Source organism: Dendronalium phyllosphericum CENA369 (assembly GCF_016056275.1).
In the GTDB taxonomy this organism is placed as follows: Bacteria; Cyanobacteriota; Cyanobacteriia; order Cyanobacteriales; family Nostocaceae; genus Dendronalium; species Dendronalium phyllosphericum.
The window spans coordinates 1-12,107 of the sequence record NZ_JAECZA010000054.1 but is presented as its reverse complement, the minus strand read 5'-3'; the positions used below and the strand labels follow the sequence as shown (position 1 = coordinate 12,107).

Here is a 12,107-nt window from a genome sequence, read left to right as displayed (position 1 = left end):
AATTACTCCTTCTAATTCTATTCACTGTTTCAGCAACTATTCTTTGTAACTCGAATCAAAAAACGTAAAGCTTCATTTACTGCTTGAGAATTGGGAAACATATCTGCCACATCTGCCTCTAAATGAACTGTCAACCCTTTATGATTGTTGTTATCATGTTCAAATTTTTTTATACTGTTATTTTCTAAAACTCGATTTGATTGAGGTTTAGTCTCAAGTACAAGCTTTTGGGAAGATAAAGCATTTAGTTTGTTAGCAAGAGATTCCCAACTAGTCGCTTTCAGCTTAAAGTAATCTTTTGCTTCACGTAATGTTTTGAACTGTTGCTTTAGAATATCAACTGTATGAATGTCCTTGTGATACGTCTGGGTTTGTTGATTAAGGTCTTCCTCAACCATATCAACTACCTCATTAATAAGTCGCTCGTGATTTTCGGAAATTTGAGCAGCAGCCCCTAAAATACGTGAGGTGGCTTGAATTTGCACCTCAGTTTCCTGTTTAAGCCTATCTGCGATATCACGAATTTGCGCCCCCAACTTTGCTTTACCTTGAGTTCCTATATTTGATACTGATTTTTTGCTCATAAAGATGCTTGTTTATTCTGAAAGTATCTCTTTAATCGCAAGCCAGATGCGTTTAAACTTTTGTACCAAGCCTACAGGATTACCTGTTGTTTCTTCTTCCACTGAATCTACTAGAGATTGAATTCGATCCATGCGCTCTGCTACAACGTAGAGGTTATTTATAGCTTCATCTTTACTTGCTAGAGATTCGCGCAGTAGGACAACCATCTCGGCAATTTCCCGTTTTAACCTTTCGTTCTCGGCTTTACGGCGAGTTTCCCATCCCTTAATACTAGCTTTGGAACGTCGCTCAAATTTAAGTTCTACTTGCGCCTCATTATATAAAGTTAAATAATTGTCTCGCTCAAACCTTACTTCTTCATATTTGGCAAGTAATTCAGTTGCTCTTGCTTTTTCTTCATTGTAACGATTTAGAGCTTGCTGATAATTTTTTTGCTCATCAAGATATATCTGTAAATTGTGCGCTGCACGTTCTTTTAACTCATTAACCTCAACTTGATAAATTTGGATATCTTGCTGAACTTGAACAAGTTGGGATGCAGCATCTTGATTCTCTTTTGCACGTTCTTGCCATTCATCTCGTTGGGCTATTAATTCAGCTACTTTCGCATTTGCTTCATTGTAACGATTTAGAGCTTGCTGATAATTTTTTTGCTCATCAAGATATATCTGTAAATTGTGCGCTACACGTTTTTTTAACTCGTTAATCTCAACTTGATAAGTATGAATATTTTGCTGAACTTGAACAAGTTGAGATGCAGCCTCCTGATTTTCTTTCGCACGTTGTTGCCATTGATCGCGTTGGACAATTAATTCAGTTGCTCTCGTTTTTTCTTCGTTATAGAGGCATAAAGCTTGCTGGGAACTTTTTTGTTCATTAAGATATATTTGGTGATTGTGTTCTGCACGTTCTTTTAACTCGTTAACTTCTACTTGATAAATTTGGATATCTTGCTGAACTTGAACAAGTTGGAATGCAGCTTCTTGATTCTCTTTTGCACGTTCTTGCCATTCATCACGTTGGGCACGAACAGTCATCAATAACTGTTTCAACTCATGAGGAGAAAGTGGTTCTTTGGCATTCCCGCCTGGATTAGGATTTTTGATAGGGCCATGTATGCGACGATCCTTGTCTGCGTCTTTCATAGCTATAACAAATGTTACAAATAATACTTTAATTACTATATTAATACAATCTTTTTTAGTTGAAAATACAGACAAGTGGTTTTTTGCTGCAAAAGCGCTCTTTATATGCAATGCCCGATAATTTCTCTGACTTTTCACGGGATGTGGAAAAGGAGAGTAGGTTCGCGGATATTACACGCGAATTATTTTTTAATTTAATTGAATCAGATGAGTGTTTTCTGTTTGGAACGCATTATTTAAGATTTTGGTGTAGTAGCCAACCTGGTTCTTCTCTAATAAGACTTACGCAAGAACTCTCTGAAACTCTTATAACTTCGTGTCCTTTGCGGTACCCTTCGGGAAGCCGCTTGCGCGTCTACGTTTTTTCATAATTTTGCGTAAGTCCTGTCTAAGATATTCATTTGCGCTCATTCACACACCTACCACACCACGACAATATCCAAAATCACAAGTTAATTCTCTAGATTTAGGGCTATACGATCGACTGGTCGTGCTAAGTTACCCTTGTAAAGCAGCAAGGGTTAATGTCTGCATTTATAAGTACTGAGTAGTTTTTAATTTACTCAGCACTTACGGCTCAGAACTCAGTTTGATGAAAGCACTGCTTGCACTTCCTTAGAATCAGCTTTCTGCTTGAAGACGCTTGGTACTTCTGCGCTGAAGGCTTCACCATGAACCACTTCTGAACGGGAACCATCAACTCCGACTGGAACATCACCTGTGATGGTGGTGCGATAGAGGAGACGTTCGACATCCAAACGATCCAAATCTTGAGGAGCCAAATGCACTGTAGCGCGGTTGTCCCAGAAAGCAATATCACCGTTGTTCCAACGGAAGCGGGTGGTGTAAGCAGGTTTAGTGACTTGGTTAAAGAACAACTCTAGTAACAACTTGCTCTCTTGTGGTGAGACATCAACAATGCGCGAGACAAAGCCAGGGTTAACGAACAAAGCACGTTCGCCAGTTTCCGGATGAACTCTGACAACTGGGTGAATAGAAGCCAGGGGATTAACAGCAATGCGCTCATCGAATTTGTTGTTACGGGGTTGATAACCGCCTCCATTGAAGCGATGTTCCGCTTTCAATGTATCTGCTAGTGCCCGCAGGGGTGCTGAGAGTCCCTCATAAGCGGCAACAAGATTACTCCACTGGGTATCACCACCAAAACTAGGGACATTAACTGCGCGTAAAACTGACGCGGCTGGTGGGTTAATAGCCGCAGTTACATCTGTGTGCCAGGGGCCGCCAGTACGAAAACCATACTGCCGTTCATAGAGCTTACGGTCTACAGGTTTGAGCTGGGGAAATCCCGGAACTGGTTCAGGCTCTCCCAAAGGATGGGCGAAAGTCACTTCGCCAAAACGAGATGTGAACTCGACCTGGGCAGCATGATCGATGTTCTGATTGCGAAAGAATACAACTTTCCACTTTAATAGTGCTTTGCGAATTTCTTGGACTTGATCTTCAGAAAGAGGACGGGAAAGGTCTACACTGCTGATTTCCGCACCGATGAAACCAGATACTTGTTTAACTTCTATATGTTTGTAGCCCATTAAGATTCTCCAGAGTTTGGATCTGTCGGGAGGTATTCACACTCGCCTATTTCCCTGGGAATTTGCCGATACCTACCCAAAATTTGCTAGCAATATTCCCATGCTGGGAGCATAACTGAGAACATAATACACTATATCGGTAGATTTAAAGTAGTATGCAGTTGCTAAATAGCAATTTCCTCGTTTTTGCGGATAATCAGTGGTAAACTACGTGATGGCTTTCAAATTATTAGTCAGCCTAATTATTAGTAAAACATAATTAGATTATCTTCATGAAAATTTGGCATAGACCATTAGGGGAAAGCATCAGTAAGATCGCGTACCACTATTTACCTGCCTTGCGCTGGCGTAATTTTCGTCTATTTTTTGGGGGACAGTTACTATCAATGTCTGGGACATTTATGACCCAGCAGTTAACTATTCCTTGGCTGGTATACGATTTGACTAAATCGGCTTGGTTATTGGGAGTTGCAGGATTTGTCCAATTTTTACCGACGTTATTACTGATTCCTCTTTCAGGTATATTGTCCGATCGCTGGAGTCGTCGTGACTTGTTAATGCTGGTACAGATATTGGGAATTAACGTTTCCTTGGCGTTAACGATTCTGACCTTTACCAATTGGATTACGTTTCCTGTCTTACTGGTACTGAGTGTTCTCAATGGTTTGCTCAAGGGATTAGATATGCCCGTGCGCCATACAATCGTCACCGAAACCGTAGACGATCGCGCCGATTGGAGTAATGCGATCGCTTTGAATTCCGTGATGTTAAGTTCCTCTCTAGTATTGGGGCCTGCTATCGGCGGGATTTTGATTGCAACGCTAGGAGTCAAATACTGTTTTCTCTACGATACCCTCAGCTATATCCCCGCCATCTTGACCATATTAGCAATGCGGCTACAAGTCAGACCTATGCAGAGCCTTACGGGTATTAGGGATACTTTGCTGAAATTACAGGAAGGCTTTGAATATGTCTGCAAATTCCAGGCGATTAAAGTAATTTTAATCATGCTGGCGTTAAATGGTTTAGTCGGGATGTCTCATGTTGCACTCATGCCCGTCTTTGCCGCTAAGGTTTTAAATGGTGATGCAACGACGATGGCTCACCTCAGTACCTCAGCACCGATTGGCTCATTGCTTGCTTGTGTGTATCTTAGTATGCGGCGAGGAATTAGAGGTTTAGAGCGTGTAATTGTAGTCGCTCAGACCGCGATCGGTATGAGTCTGATATCCTTCTCACTATCGCGTCAAGTTGGACTGTCAATGCTCATACTAGTATTTACAGGCTGCTTTAGTATCCTACAGATTACTAGTAGCAATATGATTATTCAAACTCTAGTTGCTGAGGATAAACGCGGACGAGTCATGAGTTTTTATGCCCTAGCAACGGTAAGTACTATACCATTTGGAAATTTGCTAGCTGGAACTTTGGCAGACAAGTTTGGTGCAACTAATGCCTTGATTGTCTGTGGTAGTTTGAGTATTTCAAGTGCGCTCTGGTTCTCTACACAATTACCAACCATCAGACGTTGGATCGATCGCTAAACAAATCGACTTCTCAAAAGAAAATTGCGCCTGTAGCTGATTTTTGTATCCCAAGGAGCAGCTTTGCTAATTTACTTCCACATAAAATTGTACAAGGCGTAATTCGCGTGCTAGTACCAACAAACCTGCATAATCAGCATTGATAGTTTGATTGTGCATAGACGCTTTCTCGGCTTGCCGTCATAACAAATTGTTATAAAAACTACTTGATTTTCATAATTGTTTGTGAGAAAGTCTAACCTAGCGATTATAAAATACGGTAAATCGATGTATTTGTTGTAGTTTAAATTTTGACCGGAAATAAGCGGTAAATTTTAGTTGTACAGACAGCGATGTTTGGGCTATGCTCCATCAAAGGCGATCGCAGCGATATTTTAACCTCTGATTCTCCTGTTGAATCGATCGCACAACCGCATCGGAATTGGGGATCGAGCATTGAATAGCACTCAATGCATACATGAGTATTAGGAGTGGTAACTTGGCGCACAAGTTACTTTACAGACCCTACCCTTCTCCTGATGGAGACGCTAAAGCAAACGGGTTCCGCTTTTGCAGTACGGGGTAGAGAACAGGTGAGTCCATTTGCTGTCTTGGTGAACCAGCACTACGGGAGGGTTTCCCTCCACAGGAGCGGTTGCTGTCACGATGGTAAAGTGGCGTAAAGCCTTACGGCATAGCTTCGCTTAGAGCGACGCAGGAGCAGGAGCGTCACCCGAAGGGGAACAGGTAAAAACTTCAGTCGTGAGTTTAATATCAAGTCCGGTTAATTAGTTATAATCCCCGGATCTATGCATCAAGGCTAAAACCCCTCCTCTGTGCATCTAGATGCCCTTTGCGGTCTTAATCATAAGGCTTTAATCGGACACGATATAAAGCCCACTTTCAAACAAGAATTATGCCGAGATTGCTTTCAACAATAAAGCGCAAAGCCAGAGCTGCTCAACCTCTGGTTTTTATTTCAATCCCACATATTTGCGCGTAGGATTGCCTATTCTCTCTGAATGGATTTTTATACAATTTTTTGCTAGTGGAGACTATTTAGATGCAAGCAAATCCCAACTCTCATCAAGATATTGAAAAAGATGCTCAAGCTTCTAGCGAAATAACTAAATCTAATCAAGCTCAAACTAGCGCAGGTAGCAGAAGATTCTTCCTCAGTGGTGCTACCAGACGTTCATTTCTTGGACGCGCTGGTTTATTTAGTGCGGCTAGCCTTGCTTCTGGATTTATGGGTTCATCTTTTTCTTTGAAGAGAAAAGGCGATGTTGTCCAAGCCAGAGAACCTGTTGGAAACTCCGACCGCAATAACTTACGAGAGAAAGCCTTTCAAGTAAGGACAACAGCAGCAAAGGTCAATCACGAGATTCCCATTCCTCCCCATCCCACCAACGGGGATGAAGCGAAGTACCCCAATAAAATTGCCACAGATACACGAGGACTGCCCCATAATCAACTGGGTGAAGTGGATCTAAAAGCTCATCAATCTTTGATTAATGCCTTGAAATCTGGCGATCCCAACGAGTATGAAAAGATCGTTTTGGGTGGTAAACGGAAGCTGGTACAACCGCTGACTCCATTAGCAATCAGCTTGAGTGGCGTGAATACTTGCCAGTTAGCAATTCCAGTGCCACCCACCCTCGATAGTGCGGAGCAGGCGGCTGAATTTATCGAAATTGCTTGGCAACAACTGTTGCAGGATATACCCTTTAGCGAGTTCCGCAATAACACAAATAACCCGCTAATTCTGGCAGCTATTCAGGATCTAAATAAGTTGTCAGCATTTAAGGGGCCTAAACAAAATGGAAAGGTTACGCCCGAACTTCTATTTCGAGGTACTGCGATTTACGTTGATGCATCTGGTCGAACAACTTATCACACACTACCAGGAGTAGATGTAGGGCCTTATGTCTCCCAGTTTTTACTACGTCCTGTACCTGCTGGAACACATAGTTATGCTCAACTTAACCGTGTTCCCTTGCCTATTCCCGAAAACAGCTTCCAAGTAAACTATGACGAATGGTTACTAGTACAAAATGGTGGCGAATCTGAGCGAAAAATTAAGTTTGACTCAACCCGTCGCTACTTTATCAACGGGCGCGACCAGTCAGAGATTGCCCATATACCACCACCCGTCTATACAAATGCTGCGATAATTCTACTCGCCAAGCCAGTCGATGATGACCTCCTAGCTGGTGGCGTTGGCTCACCTTACAATCCCAGCAATCCTTACAATAAGTCAAAGACCCAAGTAGGTGGTTCTGGGACATTTGGGCCGGGGTATTCACAATCTTTAATCGGTTGGGTTGCTCCCCATGCTATCAGAGCAGCTTATTGGCAGAAGTACTACGTTCACCGTCGTCTACGAGCAGAGGCTTATGGTGGATTAGTTCACAACAATAAGGTGAATAAAACGGACTATCCAATTCACCCCGAAGTTTTCAAGTCAGAAATACTCGATCGCTTTTTCAGCAAAAACAAATCCTATCTGCTGCCGCAAGCCTTTCCGGAAGGAGCACCATTCCACTCTTCTTATCCTGGTGGTGCTTCGGTGGCAGCAGGCGCTAGTGTGACAATCTTGAAGGCGCTATTTGATGAGAGTTATGTGATTCCAAATCCAGTAGTACCCGACCCCAAAGATCCCACTAAGTTGATTCCATATCAAGGGCTACCGCTAACGGTAGGGGGTGAATTGAACAAACTAGCAGCAAATATTGGCTTGGGTCGTGATAGCGCTGGGATTCACTGGCGCACAGATGCAGCAGCCTCCTTAGCTCTGGGTGAAGCGATCGCAATTGGTATTCTCAAAGATGAAAAGCTAACGTTCCGCGAAAAATTTGAAGGTTTTGCATTTACTAAATTTGATGGTAAAAAAGTCACGATTTAAAACTTTCACTGTTTAGAAAAGCAAAAGTGGAGACAAAAATTTTGCGTCTCTACTTCTAAACAATTTAGTTGAATCATTTTATAATGCTCAATTTGCGGAAGTTTTACTCTCGTTCGCGATTTATACTATTAAGCTTAGGGTTAGCAATCGCACTTTTTATATCTACAACACAAGTACCTAATGCCAAAAATACAGTATCAGCAGTAGAAATAAGTAGAAGGCAGAAGTATAAGCCTGGGCCAAAACCAGCTAATATCATACTGCGATGTCTGACGACAAGCCGAGAAAGCGTCTACGCATTTTACCGATCGTCAGGGGTGCAACCGCAACAAATTCGCAGATATCTGGTTGCTCAATGGTACTGTCAAGTCTTTATCTATTCAGGTGATGGCGAACAAAGTTCTTGACTTATTTTTGTTTAGGTAGTAATTTATCACTATTGTAGTTAAATACGGTATATCTATCGATATATAGTATGTTTAATAATTGAGCAAAATTTGCTTTGAAATTTGATGAGATTTTATTAGTAATAAACACTTCTTTGAGCTAGCAATCACCGCCCTACTGAGCGGATACTTTTCAGAATGTCCAAGTTAAAGGAAAGTTTTTTAAGATTATTATTTACGGGACTAGCGATCGCACTCTCACTCATCATTACTCCAGCCTTCGCCGCTAGCGTCAATTCCTGTCCACCAGAAATGGTTATGATTCCCAGCGGAACATTCACAATGGGAGCGGATAATTCAGGTTATTTAGAAGAACTCTCGGCACAAGAAGTAAAAGTTAGTTCCTTTTGTATCAATAAATATGAAGTAACTAACGCCCAATTTGCAGCATTCGCCAAAGCAACAGGATATGTGACAGTTGCAGAGCGTCCTTTACCAAAAGAACAGTTTCCTGAGTTGTCAGACGAGCAAAGATTACCCGGTTCCCTGGTTTTTGAAATAGCCCAACCAGAAGCCAAGAGGCTAAGTTGGTGGCATTGGATAATTGGGGCGAATTGGCAACATCCTTTTGGCCCTGAAAGTGAGATTGCAAATCACGATAACTATCCAGTTGTTCATATTGCCTATGAAGATGCCCTAGCTTACGCTCAGTGGGCAGGTAAATCACTCCCTACAGAGGCACAATGGGAATATGCGGCCCGTGGTGGGTTAGATAATGCAACTTATGCCTGGGGCGATCGCTACTCTGAGAAAAAAGCTAACACCTGGCAAGGAATTTTTCCCTTTTTCAATACTAAAGGCGATGGTTACGCAGGTATTGCCCCTGTTGGTTCCTTTCCACCCAACGGTTATGGTCTTTATGACATGACAGGTAATGTTTGGGAATGGGCATCTGATTGGTTTCGACCAGGACACAACCACAAAACCCACACTCTCAATCCCACAGGCCCAGAAGCAAGTTTTGATCCCAATAAACCCACCGAACAAGCTCTACACGTCATCAAAGGTGGCTCTTATCTGTGCGCGCCCAACTATTGCAGCCGCTTCCGTCCAGCAGCGCGAGAATCTCAAGCACCCGATACGGGAACAACCCATATCGGGTTTCGCTTAGTGATGAATCTGACCAAGCCCCGTTGGGGCGGGGTGTAGGGTGTAGGGTGTGGGGTGTGGGGGAAGAGATAGCCCCAACAACCCGTATGTGGTACAAGCCCCGTTTTTTCAAGACGATTGCATTGATTAGACATCCTCGCTCCGTCCAATGCTGTCTTCTTCACTACACCCTACCCTCTACACCCTACACCCTGTTCTTGACGACAGAAAGGATGAAGAATGAAGTTTAAATCCAAGCACTTGAAACTGTTGAGAGAAATAGCAAAGGCGATCGCTTTATCTAGCTTGCTGATCGCTTTGTTGATGGTCAATAGCCCTGCTTTAGCAGCTACATCCGAAGTTTTACCAGTTCCTCTGCCAGAGTTCAAAGGCAAAATTGGTCTTACCTACAAAGACTCACAACCAGACTTTCCCCAACCCATCACCGCCCCAGCCACAGCCCCCAACGTCTTGCTAGTGATTCTAGATGATGTCGGCTTTGGACAAGCTAGTACCTTTGGCGGCCCGGCAAAAACTCCTAACTTAACTCGCCTCGCCGAAAGAGGACTACGCTACAACCAATTCCACACCACAGCCTTGTGTTCGCCTACCAGGGCAGCTTTGTTAACTGGACGCAATCACCATTCAGTGAATACAGGAGTAGTTGAAGAATTAGCTACAGGTTATCCTGGCTACACAACAATTTTGCCTAAGAGTGCTGCCACCGTTGCTGAAATATTGCGGCAAAATGGCTATAATACAGCAGCTTTCGGTAAATGGCACAATACACCAGACTTTGAAACCAGTGCCGCCGGGCCTTTTGATCGCTGGCCTACAGGGTTAGGTTTTGAGTATTTTTACGGTTTTCTTGGTGGTGATACTAACCAGTGGAGTCCGGCTTTAGTCGAAAATACTAAACGTGTAGATAAACCGAACAAGCCAGATTATCACCTGACACCTGACTTAGTAGACCATGCGATCGCCTGGATTCGCAACCAACAATCCATTGCACCAGAAAAACCCTTTTTCGCCTATCTTGCCACCGGAGCTACCCACGCACCCCATCACGCCCCCAAAGAGTGGATTGACAAGTACAAAGGCAAATTTGACCAAGGCTGGGATAAGTTACGCGAAGAAATCTTTGCGCGTCAAAAACAACTGGGTGTAATTCCTGCGAATGCCCAACTTACCCCCCGCCCCCAAGAACTGCCAGCGTGGGATTCCCTCTCAGCAGAACAGCAAAAACTCTATGCTCACATGGCGGAAGTATTTGCCGGATTTTTAGGTCATACAGATTATGAAATTGGACGGCTGATTGATGCCGTTGCCCAACTTGGCGAACTAGATAACACCTTAGTGATTTATGTTGTGGGAGACAACGGTGCTAGTGCCGAAGGCGGTTTAACAGGCAGTGTCAACGAACTCAAAGTCTTCAACGATGTCCCCGAAAATCTGCCACAACTGCTAGCTTCATACAATGACTTGGGTAGCCCCAAAACATTCAACCATTTTCCGGCAGCTTGGGCATGGGCAGTCGATAGTCCCTTCCAATGGACAAAGCAAATTGCCTCTCACTTTGGCGGAACTCGCAACCCCTTGGTAATTTCTTGGGGCGCAGGTATTAAAAACCAGGGTAGCATCCGCAGCCAATTCCATCATGTAATTGATATTACACCTACCATTTTAGAAGTGGCGGGAATTACTGCTCCTAAAGAAGTAAATGGAGTCAAACAACAACCAATTGAAGGTACTAGCCTTGTTTATACCTTTAACAATCCCGATACTCCCTCCCATCGGCAAACTCAGTATTTTGAGATGTTTGGCAACCGAGCCATTTATCATGAAGGTTGGGTAGCGGCGGCTCGTCATGGTCGCTTACCTTGGGAACGGACTGCTAAAGGTGACTTTGATACAGATCCGTGGGAACTGTACAACATTGCAGAAGATTTCAGCGAAGCCAACAACTTAGCCAAGGAAAATCCAGACAAGCTAGAAAAACTGCAAAAGTTGTTTTTAAAAGAAGCTCGCAAACACCAAGTATTACCATTAGACGATCGCACCTCTGAAAGGTTTGATGTTAAAATTCGCCCCAGTCTCACCAAAGGACGCACAACTTTCACCTACTATCCCGGTACAGTGGGCATCCCAGAAGGTAGCGCCCCAAATCTAAAAAATAGATCCTTCAGTATTACAGCTAATGTAAAAATTCCTGAAAACGGTGCTGAAGGTATCCTTTTAACCCAAGGTGGACGCTTTGCAGGTTGGAGCTTTTTTCTTGAAGATGGTAAGCCTACATATATCTACAACTATGCCAATACTGCCCGTTACATCATCCAATCCCCGGAAAAACTATCCCCTGGTAAATCTATACTCCGCTTCAATTTTGATTATGACGGTGGTGTAGGTGCAGGCGGAATTGGCAAGCTATTCATTAACGAGCAACAGGTAGCCGAAGGTCGTGTAGAAAAAACCATCGCTTACCGTTTAGCCCTAGACGAAACCTTTGATATTGGCAGAGATACAGGTACTCCGGTTGTTGATAGCTATCAAGTACCGTTTGCCTTCACTGGTAACTTACAACAAGTCAGTTTGGAATTGAAGTAGTACTGGGGACTGGGGACTGGGGACTAGGGACTAGGGACTGGGGATTAGGAAAGAATTCTTTTAATCCTAATTCCTAATCTCTGAATTCCTAATTCACATTAAAGGTGAATAAAGCTTTGAAAACCTTGTAATCTCGTTGAGAATTCCAAAAACATAATTTTGGGCAACTCTCAAAACCCTTACAGGATAAGAGTAGTTTCTAATTCAGATCAGGCGTAATTCTTAATCCCCAATCCCCAGTACCCAGTCCCCAATCC

General features: G+C 43.2%; 9 protein-coding genes. 5 read left to right on the top strand and 4 right to left on the bottom strand.

The window, feature by feature from the left end:
* Positions 1–29: 29 nt before the first annotated feature.
* The 3 genes from I8752_RS13750 to I8752_RS13735 all read right to left on the bottom strand — a co-directional run bounded on the left by I8752_RS13750 (position 30) and on the right by I8752_RS13735 (position 3,283).
* Complete coding sequence (locus I8752_RS13750) at positions 30–584, bottom strand: hypothetical protein (protein WP_214432881.1); 555 nt, start codon at positions 582–584, stop codon at positions 30–32.
* 12 nt (positions 585–596) lie between these two features.
* Positions 597–1,730: a coiled-coil domain-containing protein gene (locus I8752_RS37335; protein ID WP_225895644.1), complete on the bottom strand. Its 1,134-nt coding sequence runs from the start codon at positions 1,728–1,730 to the stop codon at positions 597–599.
* Between the two features lie 584 nt (positions 1,731–2,314).
* Complete coding sequence (locus tag I8752_RS13735) at positions 2,315–3,283, bottom strand: TauD/TfdA dioxygenase family protein (RefSeq protein WP_214432880.1); 969 nt, start codon at positions 3,281–3,283, stop codon at positions 2,315–2,317.
* 272 nt (positions 3,284–3,555) lie between these two features.
* On the opposite strand from I8752_RS13735, the gene I8752_RS13730 reads away from it, so the two are divergent.
* Positions 3,556–4,827, top strand: coding sequence for an MFS transporter (locus I8752_RS13730; RefSeq protein ID WP_214432879.1), 1,272 nt, complete (start codon positions 3,556–3,558; stop codon positions 4,825–4,827).
* Positions 4,828–5,110: 283 nt separating this feature from the next.
* Here the strand turns inward: I8752_RS13730 and I8752_RS13725 are convergent, their stop codons facing one another.
* A complete protein-coding gene (locus I8752_RS13725) occupies positions 5,111–5,263 on the bottom strand; it encodes a hypothetical protein (RefSeq protein ID WP_214432878.1) in 153 nt (50 codons plus the stop codon).
* 606 nt (positions 5,264–5,869) lie between these two features.
* Here I8752_RS13725 and I8752_RS13720 point away from each other — a divergent pair.
* The 4 genes from I8752_RS13720 to I8752_RS13705 all read left to right on the top strand — a co-directional run bounded on the left by I8752_RS13720 (position 5,870) and on the right by I8752_RS13705 (position 11,850).
* Positions 5,870–7,711, top strand: a complete 1,842-nt coding sequence (locus tag I8752_RS13720) for a vanadium-dependent haloperoxidase (RefSeq protein ID WP_214432877.1) — start codon at positions 5,870–5,872, stop codon at positions 7,709–7,711.
* A gap of 83 nt (positions 7,712–7,794) precedes the next feature.
* The gene (locus I8752_RS13715) at positions 7,795–8,118 is read left to right on the top strand and encodes a hypothetical protein (RefSeq protein WP_214432897.1); all 324 of its coding nucleotides are present in this window, start codon (positions 7,795–7,797) and stop codon (positions 8,116–8,118) included.
* 177 nt (positions 8,119–8,295) lie between these two features.
* On the top strand, positions 8,296–9,306 hold the full coding sequence (locus tag I8752_RS13710) for a formylglycine-generating enzyme family protein (protein WP_214432876.1): 1,011 nt from the start codon (positions 8,296–8,298) through the stop codon (positions 9,304–9,306).
* Positions 9,307–9,486: 180 nt separating this feature from the next.
* Positions 9,487–11,850 carry an arylsulfatase gene (locus tag I8752_RS13705; protein ID WP_214432875.1) on the top strand — a complete coding sequence of 788 codons (2,364 nt, stop codon included), beginning with the start codon at positions 9,487–9,489 and terminating at the stop codon, positions 11,848–11,850.
* The last annotated feature ends 257 nt before the right edge of the window (positions 11,851–12,107 follow it).

Bases quoted from the DNA above. Each gene is read 5' to 3' on its own strand.
- I8752_RS13710 (WP_214432876.1), top strand. From the start codon at position 8,296: ATGTCCAAGTTAAAGGAAAGTTTTTTAAGATTATTATTTACGGGACTA.
- I8752_RS13725 (WP_214432878.1), bottom strand. From the start codon at position 5,263: ATGCTCGATCCCCAATTCCGATGCGGTTGTGCGATCGATTCAACAGGA.
- I8752_RS13750 (WP_214432881.1), bottom strand. From the start codon at position 584: ATGAGCAAAAAATCAGTATCAAATATAGGAACTCAAGGTAAAGCAAAG.
- I8752_RS13735 (WP_214432880.1), bottom strand. From the start codon at position 3,283: ATGGGCTACAAACATATAGAAGTTAAACAAGTATCTGGTTTCATCGGT.
- I8752_RS13705 (WP_214432875.1), top strand. From the start codon at position 9,487: ATGAAGTTTAAATCCAAGCACTTGAAACTGTTGAGAGAAATAGCAAAG.
- I8752_RS13715 (WP_214432897.1), top strand. From the start codon at position 7,795: ATGCTCAATTTGCGGAAGTTTTACTCTCGTTCGCGATTTATACTATTA.
- I8752_RS13720 (WP_214432877.1), top strand. From the start codon at position 5,870: ATGCAAGCAAATCCCAACTCTCATCAAGATATTGAAAAAGATGCTCAA.
- I8752_RS37335 (WP_225895644.1), bottom strand. From the start codon at position 1,730: ATGAAAGACGCAGACAAGGATCGTCGCATACATGGCCCTATCAAAAAT.
- I8752_RS13730 (WP_214432879.1), top strand. From the start codon at position 3,556: ATGAAAATTTGGCATAGACCATTAGGGGAAAGCATCAGTAAGATCGCG.